The 17,174-nt window shown below is 61.9% G+C and carries 21 protein-coding genes; 15 read left to right on the top strand and 6 right to left on the bottom strand.

Going from position 1 to position 17,174, the window contains the following annotated elements; genetic code table 11:
• Together MJP36_RS13990 and MJP36_RS13985 are read right to left on the bottom strand one after the other, a co-directional pair.
• Positions 1-1,359 (bottom strand): sensor histidine kinase, encoded by a 1,359-nt coding sequence (locus MJP36_RS13990; RefSeq protein ID WP_244385578.1) that lies wholly within the window; start codon positions 1,357-1,359, stop codon positions 1-3.
• Complete coding sequence (locus tag MJP36_RS13985) at positions 1,346-2,074, bottom strand: response regulator transcription factor (protein WP_060755628.1); 729 nt, start codon at positions 2,072-2,074, stop codon at positions 1,346-1,348. Before MJP36_RS13985 ends, MJP36_RS13990 begins: the two co-directional genes overlap by 14 nt.
• A 205-nt stretch (positions 2,075-2,279) precedes the next feature.
• Here MJP36_RS13985 and MJP36_RS13980 point away from each other — a divergent pair, with 205 nt between their 5' ends.
• From MJP36_RS13980 to MJP36_RS13965, 4 genes are all read left to right on the top strand, one after another.
• Positions 2,280-5,033: a response regulator gene (locus tag MJP36_RS13980; RefSeq protein WP_060755629.1), complete on the top strand. Its 2,754-nt coding sequence runs from the start codon at positions 2,280-2,282 to the stop codon at positions 5,031-5,033.
• A gap of 59 nt (positions 5,034-5,092) precedes the next feature.
• Positions 5,093-6,082 carry a 2-hydroxyacid dehydrogenase gene (locus tag MJP36_RS13975; RefSeq protein WP_104994125.1) on the top strand — a complete coding sequence of 330 codons (990 nt, stop codon included), beginning with the start codon at positions 5,093-5,095 and terminating at the stop codon, positions 6,080-6,082.
• A gap of 71 nt (positions 6,083-6,153) precedes the next feature.
• Entirely contained in the window at positions 6,154-6,594 is a 441-nt protein-coding gene (locus MJP36_RS13970) for a hypothetical protein (protein ID WP_104994126.1), read from the top strand.
• Complete coding sequence (locus MJP36_RS13965; protein WP_060755632.1) at positions 6,591-6,995, top strand: META domain-containing protein; 405 nt, start codon at positions 6,591-6,593, stop codon at positions 6,993-6,995. Before MJP36_RS13970 ends, MJP36_RS13965 begins: the two co-directional genes overlap by 4 nt.
• Positions 6,996-7,148: 153 nt before the next feature.
• Here the strand turns inward: MJP36_RS13965 and MJP36_RS13960 are convergent, their stop codons facing one another.
• Positions 7,149-7,610, bottom strand: coding sequence for a TlpA disulfide reductase family protein (locus MJP36_RS13960; RefSeq protein ID WP_161549642.1), 462 nt, complete (start codon positions 7,608-7,610; stop codon positions 7,149-7,151).
• 114 nt (positions 7,611-7,724) lie between these two features.
• On the opposite strand from MJP36_RS13960, the gene arsC reads away from it, so the two are divergent.
• The 3 genes from arsC to MJP36_RS13945 are packed head-to-tail and all read left to right on the top strand — an operon-like array spanning position 7,725 to position 9,071.
• A complete protein-coding gene (arsC, locus tag MJP36_RS13955; protein ID WP_104994127.1) occupies positions 7,725-8,078 on the top strand; it encodes an arsenate reductase (glutaredoxin) in 354 nt (117 codons plus the stop codon).
• Positions 8,075-8,689, top strand: a complete 615-nt coding sequence (wrbA, locus tag MJP36_RS13950) for an NAD(P)H:quinone oxidoreductase (protein WP_060755635.1) — start codon at positions 8,075-8,077, stop codon at positions 8,687-8,689. The genes arsC and wrbA overlap by 4 nt, the downstream gene beginning before the upstream one ends.
• The gene (locus MJP36_RS13945; RefSeq protein ID WP_244385577.1) at positions 8,673-9,071 is read left to right on the top strand and encodes a DUF2069 domain-containing protein; all 399 of its coding nucleotides are present in this window, start codon (positions 8,673-8,675) and stop codon (positions 9,069-9,071) included. The genes wrbA and MJP36_RS13945 overlap by 17 nt, the downstream gene beginning before the upstream one ends.
• Before the next feature lie 128 nt (positions 9,072-9,199).
• Here the strand turns inward: MJP36_RS13945 and MJP36_RS13940 are convergent, their stop codons facing one another.
• Both MJP36_RS13940 and ttcA read right to left on the bottom strand, forming a co-directional pair.
• The gene (locus MJP36_RS13940; protein ID WP_060755637.1) at positions 9,200-9,871 is read right to left on the bottom strand and encodes a DNA-3-methyladenine glycosylase I; all 672 of its coding nucleotides are present in this window, start codon (positions 9,869-9,871) and stop codon (positions 9,200-9,202) included.
• Positions 9,872-9,938: 67 nt separating this feature from the next.
• Positions 9,939-10,763 carry a tRNA 2-thiocytidine(32) synthetase TtcA gene (gene ttcA / locus MJP36_RS13935; RefSeq protein WP_104994129.1) on the bottom strand — a complete coding sequence of 275 codons (825 nt, stop codon included), beginning with the start codon at positions 10,761-10,763 and terminating at the stop codon, positions 9,939-9,941.
• A gap of 280 nt (positions 10,764-11,043) precedes the next feature.
• Here ttcA and MJP36_RS13930 point away from each other — a divergent pair, with 280 nt between their 5' ends.
• Entirely contained in the window at positions 11,044-11,646 is a 603-nt protein-coding gene (locus MJP36_RS13930; RefSeq protein ID WP_090370282.1) for a Yip1 family protein, read from the top strand.
• Positions 11,647-11,775: 129 nt separating this feature from the next.
• On the top strand, positions 11,776-12,270 hold the full coding sequence (locus tag MJP36_RS13925; protein ID WP_010567929.1) for a SprT family zinc-dependent metalloprotease: 495 nt from the start codon (positions 11,776-11,778) through the stop codon (positions 12,268-12,270).
• Between the two features lie 95 nt (positions 12,271-12,365).
• On the opposite strand, the gene MJP36_RS13920 is transcribed toward MJP36_RS13925, so the two are convergent.
• Positions 12,366-13,547: a CaiB/BaiF CoA transferase family protein gene (locus MJP36_RS13920; protein ID WP_244385575.1), complete on the bottom strand. Its 1,182-nt coding sequence runs from the start codon at positions 13,545-13,547 to the stop codon at positions 12,366-12,368.
• Positions 13,548-13,704: 157 nt separating this feature from the next.
• Between MJP36_RS13920 and tusD the strand changes: the two genes are divergently transcribed.
• The 6 genes from tusD to MJP36_RS13890 all read left to right on the top strand — a co-directional run bounded on the left by tusD (position 13,705) and on the right by MJP36_RS13890 (position 17,145).
• Positions 13,705-14,097, top strand: a complete 393-nt coding sequence (tusD, locus tag MJP36_RS13915) for a sulfurtransferase complex subunit TusD (RefSeq protein ID WP_060755641.1) — start codon at positions 13,705-13,707, stop codon at positions 14,095-14,097.
• Position 14,098: 1 nt separating this feature from the next.
• On the top strand, positions 14,099-14,449 hold the full coding sequence (tusC, locus tag MJP36_RS13910) for a sulfurtransferase complex subunit TusC (protein ID WP_161549647.1): 351 nt from the start codon (positions 14,099-14,101) through the stop codon (positions 14,447-14,449).
• Positions 14,449-14,727, top strand: a complete 279-nt coding sequence (gene tusB, locus MJP36_RS13905; protein ID WP_104994133.1) for a sulfurtransferase complex subunit TusB — start codon at positions 14,449-14,451, stop codon at positions 14,725-14,727. The genes tusC and tusB overlap by 1 nt, the downstream gene beginning before the upstream one ends.
• Positions 14,724-15,059 (top strand): TusE/DsrC/DsvC family sulfur relay protein, encoded by a 336-nt coding sequence (locus tag MJP36_RS13900; protein ID WP_104994134.1) that lies wholly within the window; start codon positions 14,724-14,726, stop codon positions 15,057-15,059. The genes tusB and MJP36_RS13900 overlap by 4 nt, the downstream gene beginning before the upstream one ends.
• On the top strand, positions 15,056-16,057 hold the full coding sequence (locus MJP36_RS13895) for a glycosyl transferase family protein (protein WP_244385574.1): 1,002 nt from the start codon (positions 15,056-15,058) through the stop codon (positions 16,055-16,057). The genes MJP36_RS13900 and MJP36_RS13895 overlap by 4 nt, the downstream gene beginning before the upstream one ends.
• Positions 16,058-16,149: 92 nt before the next feature.
• Positions 16,150-17,145 carry a glutathione S-transferase family protein gene (locus MJP36_RS13890; RefSeq protein ID WP_244385573.1) on the top strand — a complete coding sequence of 332 codons (996 nt, stop codon included), beginning with the start codon at positions 16,150-16,152 and terminating at the stop codon, positions 17,143-17,145.
• Positions 17,146-17,174 lie beyond the last annotated feature (29 nt).

Raw genomic sequence — 17,174 nt, 5'->3', positions numbered from 1 at the left:
CTAGCGGGCCAGCAGGCGCAGATGTACACGCAGGCCCTGCCCGGTATTTTCCGCCCATAAACGCCCGCCCTGGCGCTGCACGGCGTTGCGGGCGATGCTCAAGCCAAGGCCGAAACCGCCGTCGCCGGGACGTGAACCCTCCAGCCGGGTGAAGGGCGCAAAGATCCGCTCCACGTCTTGCTCATCAATGCCGCCGCCCTGGTCTTCCAGCCAGAGATGCCAGTAGTCTCCTTCGCGATAGCCATCCAGTTGCACCACCCCGTGGGCAGGCGAATGTCGTATCGCGTTGCGCAGGATATTTTCCAACGCTTGGGCCAGTGCATTCAGGTTGCCGCGCACCCAGCAGTCATCCACCAGGCGGCATGGCAAGCGCGATGCCGGCCAAGCGCTTTCATAGCAGGCGTTTTCGCGCAGCATGTCCCACAACGCCTGGATCTGGATATCTTCGTTGGGCAACGGCGTGCGCTCACTGTCCAGCCAAGCCAGTTGCAGGCTGTCTTCCACCAGGCGCTGCATGCCGTCGATTTCGCGGCTTAACCGCTCACGCAGTTGCGCCAGGTCTTGTTCACTGTCGCAGGCTACGCGCAGGCGGCTCAAGGGTGTGCGTAGCTCGTGGGACATATCGCGCAGTAACTGTTGTTGTATCACCACGGTGCCCTGCAAGCGCTCGGACATATGATCAAAGGCCCGGCTCAACTCGCCCAGCTCATCCTGGCGACTGGTGGCCTCGCGGGACATGCGCGTATTCAACTGGTCAGCACGCCAGGCGTTGGCCTGCTCACGCAATTGATTAAGGGGCATGATCAGCAGCCGATAGAGGCCCACGCACAACAGCAAGGTAAACAAACCGGGAATCACGCCATTCGTTAAAACCCGCCAGAGCAGTTGATAACGCCCGGGCATGAAGCGTTGCGGCAGCTCGATCACCAACGAGCCTGCGCCGGGGTCCACCGGAAACGGAATCTTGAGCCAGGGCAGCCCTTTGACATGTCGGCTGACCGGCCACTCCAGGCCACGCAGAAACGTCAGGCGCTGGCTCTCCTTGTCGCTCAAGGGTGTGCTGCTCAGGGACTGCAAATCCTTGCCGATCACACCGATCCAGGTGGTCTCACGCGTGGCCATCAGTTGCAGCCACGCGTCGACACCGTCACGGCCTTGCGTCTTCCAGGCCAGTTCGGCACCCGCTGCGTAGCCCCGCAACACCTCGCGGGACTCTTCAGCCACATTGGCGCTCTGCTCCTCCAGATACTGGCCCCAGGACCAACTGAGCCAAATCATCAGCAAACAGAAGGCGATCAACAGGCAGGCGAGCTTCCAGAACAGCGAGTGCTTGCCGGGCAAGCGCTCAAAGCCCTTCATCAGCACCGCTCAATACGTAGCCCTTGCCCCAAACGGTGCGCACTTCACGCTCGCTGTAGCCCATTGCCTTGAGCTTGCGGCGAATCTGGCTGATATGCATATCCAGGCTGCGATCATGCGGGGCATAGCCGCGCTGTAACACATGCTGGTAAAGGAAAGCCTTGCTGAGTACCTCTTCGGCATTACGGTGCAGGGTTTCCAGCAGGCGATACTCACTGCGCGTCAGCCCGCCCCATTGCTCCCGGTGAAAGACATCGCACTGTTCATCGTCAAAGCGCAGGGTCTGCACGTCTTCACGCGCTGGTATCAGGGCCGGCTGCGGGCGCCGGTCCAGGGCGACCCGGCGCAGGATCGCCTCGATGCGCACGCGCAACTCGATCATGCTGAACGGCTTGGGCAGGTAGTCGTCGGCTCCCAGGCGAAAGCCGCTGATGCGATCTGCCTCGGCGCCCAGGGCCGACATCAGGATCACGGGCACCGCATGGCTCTGGCGCAAATGCGTGAGGATCGACAAACCGTCCAGGCCAGGCAGCAGGATGTCCATCAACACCACATCGAACGCCTGGTCACGGGCCATCTGCAAACCTTGCCGGCCATTCCGGCACCACGTCACCTGGAAACCGCAACGTCCCAGGTGCTCATGCACATAGGCGCCCAATACAGGGTCATCTTCGATGGTCAGGATACTGGGTGGGCCAACGGCTGCGGGATTCATTAGCGTCTGCAAGTCATTCTCAATGACTGATTATTCAAGATTAAACCGTGCCAGGCAATCGCCAGCCGGCGACGAATGGCCCGAAGATTGCCCTCTGTCATTAATTTACGAGAATCCACCCGGCGCAAATGGCTACACTGCGCAGGTGGCGCGGGCCGGATGCCTGCGTGAATGATTGATATCAATGTGGTAGCAGGAGAGTGGCGTGCTTAGAAAAATGGGGATCAAAGGCCGCGTACTGTTGCTGACCTTATTACCGACCAGCCTGATGGCCTTGTTGTTGGGAGGCTATTTCACCTGGATGCAACTGTCGGAACTGCAGACCCAGTTGCTGCAACGCGGCGAGATGATCGCCGAGCAATTGGCGCCGCTGGTGGCACCACCCCTGAGCAGCAAAAACACCGATCTGCTGGAACGCATCGCCACCCAATCCCTGGAACAACCGGACGTGCGCACCGTGTCGTTCCTTGCGCCGGACCGCTCATCCCTGGCCCACGCCGGCCCGACCATGCTCAATCAGCCACCTATCGGCAACAGCTCGCACCTGTTGCAGCGCACCGGCAACGACGCCACGCGCTACCTGCTGCCGGTGTTCGGCCGCCATCGCAACCTCGCCGGCGAACTGATCCCCGATGAATCCGACCGCCTGCTGGGCTGGGTCGAGGTGGAACTGTCCCACAACGGCATGCTGCTGCGCGGCTATCGCAGCCTGTTCGCCAGCTTGCTGTTGATCGCCATCGGCCTGATCTGCACCGCCGCCTTGGCACTGCGCATCAGCCGCACGATCAATTCACCCATCAGCCAGATCAAACTGGCCGTGGCCCAACTCAAGGACGGCAACCTCGAAACCCGCTTGCCACCGTTGGGCAGCCAGGAACTGGACCAGTTGGCCTCGGGCATCAACCGCATGGCCGAAACCCTGCAAAATGCCCAGGAAGAACTGCAACACAGTATCGACCAGGCCACCGAAGACGTGCGCCAGAACCTGGAGACCATCGAGATCCAGAACATCGAACTGGACCTGGCGCGCAAGGAAGCCCTGGAAGCCAGCCGCATCAAATCGGAGTTCCTGGCCAACATGAGCCATGAGATCCGCACCCCGCTCAATGGCATCCTGGGTTTCACCCACCTGCTGCAGAAAAGCGAGATGTCGCCACGCCAGCTGGATTACCTGGGCACCATCGAAAAATCCGCCGACAACCTGTTGGGCATCATCAACGAGATCCTCGATTTCTCGAAGATCGAGGCCGGCAAGCTGGTGCTCGACAGCGTGCCCTTCAACCTGCGGGACTTGCTGCAAGACACCCTGACCATCCTCGCGCCTGCCGCCCATGCCAAGCAGTTGGAACTGGTCAGCCTGGTGTACCGCGACACGCCATTGGCGTTGGTCGGCGACCCGCTGCGCCTCAAGCAGATTCTGACCAACCTGGTCAGCAACGCGATCAAGTTCACCCGCGAAGGCACCATTGTCGCCCGGGCGATGATCGAGGACGAACAGGAAGACAGCGTACAACTGCGCATCAGCGTGCAGGACACCGGCATCGGCCTTTCCAACCAGGATGTACGCGCACTGTTCCAGGCGTTCAGCCAGGCCGACAACTCGCTGTCGCGCCAGCCAGGCGGCACCGGCTTGGGGCTGGTGATTTCCAAGCGCCTGATCGAACAGATGGGTGGTGAAATCGGCGTTGACAGCACGCCGGGTGAAGGTTCGGAGTTCTGGATCAGCCTGAACCTGCCCAAAACCCGCGACGACGTTGAAGACCTGCCCGCCGCGCCATTGCTCGGTCGCCGGGTGGCCGTACTGGAAAATCACGAGCTGGCGCGCCAGGCCCTGCAACATCAGCTGGAAGACTGCGGGCTTGAAGTTACGCCATTCAACTCCCTGGAAAACCTCACCAACGGCATTACCAGCGCGCATCAGACCGAGCAGGCCATTGACCTGGCGGTACTCGGCGTCACCGCCAATGACATCCCTCCCGAACGTCTCAACCAGCACCTGTGGGACCTCGAACACCTGGGCTGCAAAGTGCTGGTGCTGTGCCCGACCACCGAGCAGATGTTGTTCAACCAGTCAGTGCCCAACCCCAATAGCCAATTGCAGGCCAAGCCTGCCTGTACGCGCAAGCTGCGCCGGGCGCTGGCCGACCTGATCAGCCCGCGCCCTTCACGCAGTGAACCGGGTGAACCGTTGTCCAGCCGGGCACCGCGTGTGCTGTGCGTGGATGACAACCCGGCGAACCTGTTGCTGGTGCAAACCTTGCTGGAAGACATGGGCGCCAAGGTGCTGGCAGTGGAAAGCGGTTACGCCGCCATCGATGCGGTGAAACAGGAAACCTTCGACCTGGTGCTGATGGACGTACAAATGCCCGGCATGGACGGGCGCCAGAGCACCGAGGCGATTCGCCAGTGGGAAAGCGAGCGCCACGGTACGCCATTGCCGGTGGTCGCCCTCACCGCCCATGCCATGGCCAATGAAAAGCGCGCCCTGCTGCAAAGCGGCATGGACGATTACCTGACCAAACCCATTAGCGAACGGCAACTGGCCCAGGTGGTGTTGAAGTGGACCGGCCTGGCCCTGCGCAACCAGGGGCCGGAGCGCGCCCCTGACGGTTTGGCCCCCGGCGTGCGACTGCAAGTGCTGGACCACGAGGAAGGCTTGCGCCTGGCCGCCAACAAAGCCGATCTGGCCGCCGATATGCTGGCCATGCTGCTGGCGTCGCTGGAAGCCGACCGCCAGGCCATCACCGCCGCCCGCGAAGCCAATGACAACAACGCCTTGATCGAGCGCGTTCACCGCCTGCACGGCGCCACGCGCTATTGCGGTGTGCCGCAACTGCGTGCCGCCTGCCAGCGCGCCGAAACCCTGCTCAAGCAGGACGACGCCAAGGCCATGACCGCACTCGACGAGCTGGACATGGCGATTGCCCGCCTGGCCAGTGAAGCGCGGGTCAGCGCCTGATTGACAGGAACCCGTGTGGGAGGCATTTCCAACTCGCAAATGACAGGGAGCTCCATTTGATGCGCGTCATTCTTTTCAGTAGCCAACACTACGACCGCGACAGTTTTCTCGGTGAGCCGCTGCCCGCCGGCTTAGAACTGCACTTCCAGCCCGCCCGCCTCAATCTCGACACCGTGGCCCTGGCCGAGCATCACGAGGTGGTGTGTGCCTTCATCAACGATGACCTCAGCGCCCCGGTGCTGGAACACTTGGCCAACGGCGGTACGCGCCTGATCGCCCTGCGTTCGGCCGGCTACAACCATGTCGACCTGGCCGCCGCCAAGCGCCTGGGACTGGCCATCGTCCGCGTGCCGGCCTATTCGCCCCACGCGGTGGCCGAGCATGCGGTGGCGTTGATCCTGGCCCTCAACCGCCGTTTGCATCGTGCTTACAACCGCACCCGCGACGGTGATTTCAGCCTGCACGGGCTGACCGGTTTCGACCTCGTCGGCAAGACTGTCGGCGTCGTCGGCACCGGGCAGATCGGCGCGGCATTCGCCAGGATCATGGCCGGTTTCGGCTGCCGGCTGGTGGCCTACGACCCCTTCCCCAACCCCCAGGTGCAGGCCCTTGGCGCCCGCTACACGAGCCTGCCGGAGTTGCTGGCCGAGGCGCAGATCATCAGCCTGCACTGCCCGCTCACCCACGACAGCCAACACCTGATCAACGCACGGTCCCTGGCCCAGATGCAGCCGGGTGCGATGCTGATCAATACCGGGCGCGGGGGGCTGGTCGACACACCGGCACTGATCGATGCACTCAAGCAGGGGCAACTCGGTTATTTGGGGCTGGATGTGTACGAGGAAGAAGCCCAGCTATTCTTCGAAGACCGCTCCGACCTGCCCTTGCAAGACGATGTGCTTGCACGCCTGCTGACCTTTCCCAATGTGATCATCACCGCCCACCAGGCGTTCCTGACGCGCGAAGCGTTGGCGGCGATTGCCGGCACGACGCTGGCTAACATCGCTGCCTGGGCCGAGGGTCTGCCACGGAACCTGGTGGAGGGCTGATCAGCGGTCATATACCAGGCTCATGATAGGCCGGCACCCGTGATAGGATGCCGCGCCTAATTGGAGGACCCATGGCCGAACACGATTTCCGCTTCAGCTTGCTGAGCCCGCAACACACCCTGATCGAATGCCGTGCCCTGGTGCCGGGCCGTTATCAGGTCACCGGCAACGGTGGTTCGATCAAGCATGGCGACGTACTGATCGTCACCCTGCGCGGCAGTAAAACCCTGTCGATGCGCCTGACCGTCGAAGGTGACGCGCGCTATTCCATCCGCCCGGCGGGCCAATGGGTCGCCATGGCCCAGGGGCCGAAATTCGGCGAGCTGGAGATTCACACCTGGAAGGTCAACTGCGACAGCTGCGAGAGCGTGCTGGAGTTTGAATTTGCAGTGGAAACCAAGCTGACCAAAGAGCCACTCCCCCAGGCCGCCAACGCGCGCATCAAGGAATTGGGCTGGGCCAGCGAAGGCGACAAGCACCGCTGCCCGAAATGCCAGCAGGCCGCACAATGAAAGCCCCGCTGCTGCTTGCCGCCATCGGCATCGGCCTGGGCGGCTGCGCCAGCGACACGGCGAAGCTGGAACAGGATCACAGCTACGTGGTGGAGTGGATTGGTGAGCGGCCCTTGATGGACTACGCGCACCTGACCGTGACTCTGGGTGCCGATGGTCGCGCCTATGGCAATGGTGGCTGCAACCACTGGTTTGCGCCGTACACCGTCGATGGCCAGAAACTCAGTTTCGGCAAGCTCGGCAGCACCCGCAAGCTCTGCGCCGAGGCCTTGATGGAGCAGGAACACCGCTTCTTCCAGGCCCTGCAAGGCGTTGAGCGCTGGGATATCTCGCCGATCGAACAGACCCGCTTCTGGCCGGCCGAGGGCAAGCCGATCCGCCTGTGGCTGGAAGAAGGCTGATCCGCCGATCTGTGGACTGATGAGATCCAATTGTGGGAGGGGGCTTGCTCCCGATAGCGATGTGCCAGTCAATACATCAGCTGACTGACACACCGCCATCGGCAGCAAGTCGAATCATCGCACCGCCCCCCACATTTGCCTTGAGTTGTCGCTTTACCCGCGCAAAGCCTTGAGCTTGGCCAGCACCCCCTCTGCCGTCTGCTCGCCCATCAACTGCTCACGCACCTTGCCCTTGTCATCGATGATGTAGGTCACCGGCAACGCCTCGCTGCGCGGGATATCGAAGATCCCTTCGGGGTTCTGCGCCAGGACGGTGAACTTGATCCCCAGCTTCTCGCTGGCCGCCTTGAGCTCCTCACCCTGCACATTGTCGAAATTGACCCCGAACACCCCCACATTCTGCGCTTTCAACTGCTCGGCCAAGGCATTGAGCTGCGGGATTTCCGTGCGGCACGGGCCACACCATTCAGCCCAGTAGTTGACCACCACCCATTGCTTGTCCAGACGTTCGGCCGCCACCTTCTGGCCGTATTGGTCAACGCCATAGTCATTGCCGCAGCCACCGAGCAGCAGGGTTGTGATGATCGCCAATGCACCGATCAGTCGCCTAGTCATGGGGTAATCCTTCGTAAAATGAACATTGTCTGCGACCGATCGCCTCTTACGGTTTAAGAGCGAGCCGCAGCGCAGGTAGAATACCCGCCACCTTACGCAAGATGCGACCCGCACATGACCGATCTGACGCTTTATCACAACCCGCGCTGCTCGAAATCCCGCGGTGCGCTCGAACTGCTGGAGGCTCGCGGCCTGGCCCCGACCGTCGTGCGCTACCTGGAAACCCCGCTGGACGCCGCGCAACTGAAGGCTCTGCTGAGCAAGCTCGGCATCAGCGCACGCCAATTGCTGCGCACCGGTGAAGAGGAATACAAAACACTCAACCTGGCCGACGCCGGCCTCAGCGAAACGCAATTGATCGCCGCCATCGCCGCGCATCCAAAGCTGATGGAACGCCCGATCCTGGAGACCACCGACAAAGCCATCATCGGTCGCCCGCCGGAGAACGTATTGGAGATCCTGCCGTGACGACTCCGTATGTGCTGGTGCTGTATTACAGCCGCAATGGCTCGGTCAGCGAGATGGCCCGGCAAATTGCCCGGGGCATCGAGCAAGCCGGCCTGGAGGCGCGCCTGCGCACCGTGCCGGCGATCTCTACCGAGTGCGAAGCCGTGGCGCCGAGCATCCCGGATGAAGGTGCGCTGTATGCCAGCCTCGATGACCTGAAAAACTGCTCGGGCCTGGCCCTGGGCAGCCCGACCCGCTTCGGCAACATGGCCGCGCCGCTCAAGTATTTCCTCGACGGCACCAGCAACCTGTGGCTGACCGGCGCCCTCGTCGGCAAACCCGCAGGGGTGTTCACCTCCACCGCCAGCCTGCACGGTGGCCAGGAGACCACGCTGATGTCGATGCTGCTGCCCTTGCTGCACCACGGCATGCTGATCACCGGCCTGCCCTACAGCGAACAGGCGCTGCTCGACACCCAGGGCGGCGGCACGCCGTATGGCGCCAGCCACCATGCCGGGCCGGATGGCAAGCGCATGCTTGATCAACATGAAATCACGCTGTGCCGCGCCCTGGGCCTGCGCCTGGCAAACACCGCCTTGCTGCTGGAGAACGGCCGTGGCCAGAAAGCCTAAGGTCCTGCCATCGCAAGCGTGGCTGGAACCTCGGGTCAAGGTGGCACGGGCGCTGAGCCTGCTGGCATTCCTGGGCCTGGTGGGATTGCTGTGCGGGTACTACCTGTTCGTTGCCGACCTGCACGGCGCCCGTCCCTGGGTGATCCTGCTGATCGAGTTGGTGCCGTTGCTGGTACTGGCGCCGGGGATGCTGCTGGGCAGTGCCCGTGGGCATTCGTGGATGTGCTTTGTGGTAAACCTGTATTTCATCAAGGGCGCGCTGGCCGCGTATGACCCGAACCGGCAAGTGTTCGGGGTGCTGGAGATGCTGGCGAGCCTGGCGGTGTTTTGCACCGCCCTGCTCTATGTGCGCTGGCGGCATCAGCTCGATCGGCAGTTGTAGTGAGCGGGCTCGCCCCGCGCTGGGTGGCGAAGCCGCCCTAAACGCTACCACCGCGGTTATTCTGAAAAAGCGCGGGGACCGGGTTGGGGCCGCTTCGCAGCCCAGCGCGGGACAAGCCCGCTCACTACTCAGTGATTGACGGTGTAGGCCAACATCATCGACAACTGGCACATCGGCCGCCCGCTTTCGGCATGCCACTGGTTGAACGCAGCCTGCACCGCCGCCAGGTCGCGCAGGCTGGTCGGCGCCTTGTCGACGATCTTCTGCGCATTTAAAGCCGCCACCACGTCATCGCTCGGCACAAAGGTATCCTTGCCCACCATGCGCAAAAAGCGCGGTGCCGACAGTCCGCCCAACTGGTGGCCGTGCTTGCTCAGGTACTTCCACAACCCGACGATGTCGGTCACCGGCCAGTCGGCGATGAATGCGCCGAAGCTGCCCTTCTCCTGCTCGATGTCGAGGATCATCTGCGCATTGCGCGGCACACTTTTGAGTTTGCCCAGGTGACGGATGATGCGCGTGTCCTGCATCAAACGCTCCAGGTGTTCGGCGCCCATCAGCACGACCTTTTCCGGGTCAAAGCCAAAAAACACCTGCTCGAAGGCCGGCCACTTGGCGTCCACCACGCTGTGTTTCAAGCCCGCGCGAAACACGCGCAGCGCCAGGGTCGACAGGTAACGGTCATCACTGATCTTGCGCAATTGCGCCGCGGTCTTGGGCACCGGCAGGTGGGCGTCCAGCTTGGCCGCTGAACCGAAGCGGTTCAGACAATATTCGTGCAGCCACTTGTAATCGCGCATGCCCTCTCCTGGCAATCGAATTGAAAACGGCGCCCGTGAGCGCCGTGTGTCAGAGCCTAGTAATGGCTCAGAGGTTCACTACATTGACGAAGCGCGAAGCCGCCGTCTCGTCGATCGTCAGGCTGGTGAAGTCGAACAGGTTGCGGTCGGCCAATTGCGACGGGATCACGTTCTGCAGGCTGCGGAAGATGCTTTCGGTTCGGCCAGGGGTCTTGCGCTCCCAGTCCACCAGCATTTCCTTGACCACCTGACGCTGCAGGTTCTCCTGGGAACCACACAGGTTGCACGGGATGATCGGGAATTGCTTGAGGTCGGAGTAGGCCTGGATGTCCTTCTCGCTGCAGTACGCCAGCGGACGGATCACCACGTTGCGCCCATCATCGGCGCGCAGCTTGGGCGGCATGGCCTTGAGCGAGCCGTTGAAAAACATGTTGAGGAAGAAGGTTTCGACGATGTCATCACGGTGATGACCCAGGGCCATCTTGGTCGCGCCAATCTCATCGGCAAAGGTATAAAGCGTGCCACGGCGCAGGCGCGAGCACAGCGAACAGGTGGTCTTGCCTTCCGGGATCAACTCCTTGACCACCGAGTAGGTGTCTTTTTCCACGATGTGGTACTCGACGCCCAGCTCTTTGAGATAGGCCGGCAGTACGTGCTCCGGGAAACCCGGTTGTTTCTGGTCCATGTTGACGGCGACGATCTCGAACTTGATCGGCGCGACCTTCTGCAGGTGCAACAGCACGTCGAGCATGGTGTAGCTGTCTTTGCCGCCGGAGAGGCAAACCATGACCTTGTCGCCGTCCTCGATCATGTTGAAATCGGTGACCGCTTCACCGGCCAGGCGACGCAGGCGTTTTTGCAGTTTGTTCTGGTTGACTGTAAGAGTGCCCATGGCGCTTGGATCCGCTAGAAGTGTGTGACGAAAAGCGCAGCATTTTACCGATGTCGAGTGCCGACATTCAATGTGGGAGCGGGCCGCGTTCCCATCAACAGACCCCGCCGCGATTAGGGCCAATGTTTACAGTGCGATTTGCTCTAAAGCCTTACAGTTTTTCGGGTCATCACTTCCTATACTGCGACTTGAGGTCGCATATCTATCCAGACCTTTGAGGCCATCTGGCCCGTAGGCGCTCCGATGGGGGGCGATGGTAATAACGACAGGAGTGACTGGCATGATCCATCACGTCGTGGGGCTGTTTACCCATCCCGACCAGGAATGGCGGGAAATCCGTGGCGATAAGGAAGAAAGCATCGGCCACATGTACCTCACTCACACCCTGATTCTCGCGGCGATCCCCGCCGTCTCCGCCTTTATCGGCACTACCCAGGTCGGCTGGGTCATCGGCAGCCGCGCGCCGGTGATGCTGACCCAGGAAAGCGCGCTCTGGATGACGATCATGTCGTACGCGGCCATGCTCGGCGGCGTGGCCGTGATGGGCGCGTTCATTCACTGGATGGCCCGCACCTATGACGCCAGCCCCAGCATGTCACGCTGCGTGGCCTTTGCGACCTACACCGCGACACCGCTGTTTATCGGCGGGTTGGCGGCGCTCTATCCGCATATGTGGCTGGGCATGATGGTGGGCACGGCAGCCATTTGCTACACCGTTTACCTGCTGTATGTGGGGTTGCCGACCTTCATGAACATCGACCCGGACGAGGGTTTCCTGTTCTCCAGTTCGGTGCTGGCCGTGGGGCTGGTAGTCCTGGTGGCGATCATGGCGTTTACCGTGATCGTCTGGGGCCTGGGCGTCGGCCCGATTTATACCAACTGACCCGCTTATCGACCTGGGCAAGGCCACCGCAAGGTGGCTTTGTGCTTTATGCGTGACCATTCGGCGCCTGACAGATTCGGAAACGCCCAGCTTTGCGGCATACTGGGTATCTCTGGAGATCAGTACCGCATGCCCGAGCAACTCAATACCCGCGTCGAAGAGTGTTTCCTGCTAGCCGAATCCTTTTTCAAACGAAGTTTCAAACGCCCCCAGGTCAGCCTCAAGCTGCGGGGCCAGAAAGCCGGTGTCGCGCATTTGCACGAGAACCTGCTGCGTTTCAACCCCCAGTTGTACCGAGAAAACAGCCAACACTTCCTGAAACAGACCGTGGCCCACGAAGTCGCGCACCTGATCGCCCACCAGTTGTTTGGCGAGCGCATCCAACCCCATGGCGAAGAATGGCAATTGATCATGCGCGGGGTTTACGAACTGCCGCCGGATCGTTGCCACACCTATGCCGTGAAACGCCGGCAAGTCACCCGCTATATCTACCGATGCCCGTGTGCCGACAGCGACTTTCCGTTTTCGCCACAGCGCCACGGCATGGTGGCCCAGGGCAGGCGGTATCTGTGTCGGCGGTGTCGGCAGACCCTGGTGTTCACCGGGGAAACTCGGGTGGAGTGAGGGCCCCATCGGGAGCAAGCCCCCTCCCACATTTTGACCGCGCCGCCTTTCAAACGGTGGGAGGGGGCTTGCTCCCGATGGCGCCAGTTCAGGCACTACCCAACCACGTTGGCCCCCCGCAACTCGGCTATCCGTTGAGCGCTGATCCCCAATTCCATCAGCACCTCATCACTATGGGCACCGACCGCCACCCCGATATGTCGAGGCGCCGGCAAGCCCTCTGAAAATTTCAACGGGCAGGCGATTTGCGCCTGGGTCGAGCCATCGGCCCTTGGCACCTGGCACACCAGCTCACGGGCTTTCAACTGCGGATGCTGCACCGCCTCACTCAAGCCGAGCACAGGCTCCACGCAGGCATCCACCCCGGCAAACAACTCACACAGCTCATCGAAGCTGCGCTTCTCGAACTCGATCTGCAGCGCCAGCTTAAGGGCCTTTTGCTGCTCCGGCCTGGGTGACAGGCCCTGGGCCGCCAGCTCCGGCCGTCCCAAGGCCACGCATAATTGCTGCATAAACCCCGGTTCCAGGCTGCCGACCGACATCCAGCGCCCATCTCGCGTGCGGTAGTAGTCGTAAAAGCTGCCGCCATTGAGCACATGATTCTCGCGCCCCGGTTCCACCCCACAGGCCAGGTAGCCCGCACCGGCCATGGCGTTCAGGCTGAACGAACAGTCGGTCATGCTCACATCCAGATGCTGGCCGACGCCGCTCTGCTGTCGAGCGACGACCGCCGCCAGCAGCCCGACCACCGCGTGCAGCGAACCCCCAGCCACATCCGCCAGCTGCACGCCCAGCGGCACTGGCCCGCTGTCCTGGCGCCCGGTATGACTGGCCACGCCCGCCAACGCGAGGTAGTTGATATCGTGCCCGGCGCGGTCCTTGTAGGGGCCGGTTTGGCCGTAGCCGGTGATCGATACGTAAATCAGCCGAGGGTTGATCGCCTTCAGCGCCTCGTAGCCCAAACCCAGGCGCGCCATCACCCCTGGGCGGAACTGTTCGACGAGGATGTCGTAGTCCTTGACCAGTTCACGCACGATCTCCAGCGCTTCGGCGCGTTTCAGGTCCAGCGCGAGGCTGCGCTTATTGCGGTTGAGGTACGCATGGCTCGCCGAGGTCCCCTGATCATGGGGCGGCAACACCCGTAACAGGTCCATGCGCGTGGACGACTCGATGCGCAGCACTTCAGCGCCCATGTCCGCCAGCATCAGCGACGCAAAGGGGCCAGGCAGCAAGGTGGAAAAATCCAGCACTTTGAGGGACGCCAAGGGACCAGACATGGAGACTCCGTTTGCACTTCGAATGCCCCTAGACTAGGCAGCCTTGCGCCTACCGGCAATCGCCGGAACGATCAGCGACGGTGACCGTTTTGATCACGGCGGGCTTTTTCGCGGCGGCGGCTTTATCATTGGCCCACGTTTGCTGGCAGAGTGTCCCATGAAGTTCGCGATAGCGCTGTTTTCCGCCGCCCATGCGCCCTCCTCACGCCGCGCCTTGCTGTTCGCTCAGGCGGCGCTGGCGGCCGGGCATGAGATCGTGCGGCTGTTTTTTTATCAGGATGGCGTCTATAGCGCCTCCAACAACGTGGTTGCGCCCCAGGATGAGCAAGACATTGCGCGCCAGTGGCGCGAATTCGTCAGCGCGCACCAGCTCGACGGCGTGGTGTGCATTGCCGCCGCCTTGCGCCGTGGCGTGCTCAACAGTGAAGAGGCCACGCGCTACCAACGTAGTGCCGTGAACCTGGAGGCACCGTGGGCACTCTCGGGCCTGGGGCAATTGCACGACGCCGCCCAGGCGGCCGACCGCCTCATCTGCTTTGGAGGGCCATGACATGTCCAAATCTTTACTGGTGATCAGCCGCCAGGCACCGTGGTCCGGGCCGAGCGCACGTGAAGCGCTGGATATCGTGCTGGCCGGCGGCGCGTTCGATCTGCCCATCGGCTTATTGTTCATGGATGACGGCGTGTTCCAGCTGGCGCCGCATCAGGACGCCAAGGCCGTGCAACAAAAAGACCTGAGCGCCAACCTGCAGGCGTTGGGGCTGTTCGGCATCGATGAGGTCTTCGCCTGCCAACATAGCCTCGCCGAACGCGGGCTCACGGCGCCGGCCAGCGCCGAAGCGCTGGGCAATGCACAAATCTCCCAACTGATTGACCGTTACGACCAGGTGATCACCCTCTGATGTCGACTCTCCATGTGGTATCTCACTCCCCCTTCACCGACAGCCGGCTCGCCAGTTGCCTGCGCATCTGCGCTGCCGATGACGCGATCCTGCTCTGCGGCGACGGCACCTATGGGCTGCACAATGCAGCCCTGCAAACCAAGGGCCTGAAGGTATGGGTGCTGGCCGAAGACCTGCAGGCGCGTAACCTGCCCCTGCCGGACTGGGCCGACAGCGTCAACTATCCAGGCTTCGTACAACTGTCGATCGACTACGACAAGGTCAACACCTGGCTATGAATACGCTGACCGTGGGTTCGCACACCCTCGAACTGGACAAGGACGGTTATCTGGTCGACCTGAACGCATGGTCCGCCGAGGTCGCCAACGCCCTGGCCGCCGCCGAAGCGTTGACGCTGACGGCGGAGCACTGGGAAATCCTCGAACTGCTGCGCGGCTTCTACGCCGAGTTCCAGCTGTCTCCCGCCACGCGCCCGCTGATCAAGTACACCGCCTTGAAGCTGGGCCCGGAAAAGGGCAACAGCCTGTACCTCAACAAACTGTTCAACGGCACTCCCGCCAAACTCGCCGCCAAGCTGGCGGGCCTGCCCAGACCGACGAATTGCCTATGACCGACTTTGCCCCGCTGACCCTCGAAACGCCTGCCGAGCACCCGTTTGCACAGTTCGTACGCATCCTGGGCAAAGGCAAGCGCGGCGCGCGCAACCTCACCCGCGAAGAGGCCCGCGAGGCCATGGGCATGCTGCTCGACGAACAAGTCGAAGACACCCAGCTCGGTGCGTTCCTGATGCTGCTGCGCCACAAGGAAGAAAGCCCGCAAGAGCTCGCCGGCTTCACCGAGGCCGTCCGCGAGCGTTTGCAGGCTCCGGCGCTGAACGTGGATATCGATTGGCCGTCCTATGCCGGCAAGAAACGCCACCTGCCCTGGTTCCTGCTGGCGGCCAAATGCCTGGCACAAAACGGTGTGCGCATCCTCATGCACGGGGGTGGCGCCCACACGGCAGGCCGGCTGTACACCGAGCAATTGCTGGAAGGCTTGCAGATTCCGCTGTGCCGCAACTGGCGCCAGGTGGAAGCGGCCTATGCGCACGGCAACCTGGCGTTTATCCCACTGGGTGACTGGGCACCGCAACTGCAACGCATGATCGACCTGCGCAACACCCTGGGCCTGCGCTCGCCGATCCACTCCCTGGCGCGCCTGCTCAACCCGCTGAATGCACGCCTTGGCCTGCAAAGCATTTTCCATCCCGGTTACCAGGGTGTGCACCGTGATGCCAGCGGCCTGCTGGGCGACAATGTGATCGTGGTGAAGGGTGACGGCGGCGAAATCGAGATCAACCCCGACGCTGCGAGCCATCTCTATGGCACCACCGGCGGCGAAAGCTGGGATGAAGAGTGGCCCGCCCTCTCCACCCAGCGCCACGTCAAACCGGCCACACTCGAGCCCGAACACCTGAAGGCGCTGTGGCGCGGCGACGTCGAGGACAGTTATCCGCAACTGGCGTTGATCGCTACCATGGCCCTGGCCTTGCGTGGCCTGGGGCATCCCCGCGAGCAGGCATTCGCGTTGGCCCAGCAATACTGGGATGCTCGGGATAAATCGATTTAGTCGATCATTAACGCCCGGTCTTTGCGCTTTTAAATCGAACTCAGCCCTTTAAACTGGCCTCCAACGCTTACTTATTAGTCGAGGAGCCAGTCATGGGCTTGCTGATCAAAGGACATTGGAAAGACCAGTGGTACGAAAGTAGCGCGGACGGTGCGTTCCAACGGGAACAGGCGCAACGCCGCAACTGGGTCACCACCGACAGCAGGCCTGGCCCCACTGGTGAAGGTGGCTTCAAGGCCCAGGCCGGACGCTACCATCTGTATGTGTCGCTCGCCTGCCCCTGGGCTCACCGCACCTTGATCCTGCGCAAGCTCAAAGGTTTGGAAAGCCTGATCGACGTGTCGGTGGTCAGCTGGCTGATGCTGGAAAACGGCTGGACCTTCGACAAGGCCCACGGTTCTACCGGCGACAAGCTGGAGGGTTTCGAATTCATGCACCAACGCTATACCGCCGACACCGCCGACTACACCGGCCGCGTCACGGTGCCGGTGCTGTGGGACAAGCAGCTCAAGCGCATTGTCAGCAATGAATCGGCGGAGATCATCCGCATGTTCAACAGTGCGTTCAACGAACTGACCGGCAACACGCTGGATTTTTACCCCGAGGCCCTGCGCCCCACTATCGATGCGCTGAACGAACGCATCTACCCCGCCGTGAACAACGGCGTATACCGCGCCGGTTTCGCCACCTCGCAGCAGGCGTACGAAAGTGCATTTGATGATGTGTTTGCCGAACTCAGCCACCTGGAACAGCACTTGGGCGACCATCGCTACCTGGCCGGCGAATACCTGACCGAGGCCGACGTGCGGCTGTTCACCACGCTGATTCGCTTTGACGCGGTGTATTACAGCCATTTCAAATGCAACCTGCGCCGGATTGCGGATTATCCGAACCTGTCGAACTGGCTGAGGGAAATGTATCAGTGGCCGGGCGTAGCCGAGACGGTGGATTTCGAGCATATCAAGGGGCATTACTATGCCAGTCACCGTACGATCAATCCGACGGGGATTGTGCCCAAAGGCCCATTGCAAGCGTTTGATGCCGAACATGATCGCGAGCGATTAGCCGGTCAAGGTGTTTGGAGCTGATCCGGATAATGGGCTGCGCTTGAGGGCCT

The sequence above is a fragment of the Pseudomonas palleroniana genome (genome assembly GCF_022836895.1).
Taxonomy (GTDB): domain Bacteria; phylum Pseudomonadota; class Gammaproteobacteria; order Pseudomonadales; family Pseudomonadaceae; genus Aquipseudomonas; species Aquipseudomonas palleroniana.
The sequence above is the reverse complement of the archived record's forward strand: the minus strand, read 5'-3'. Positions and strand labels throughout refer to the sequence as shown.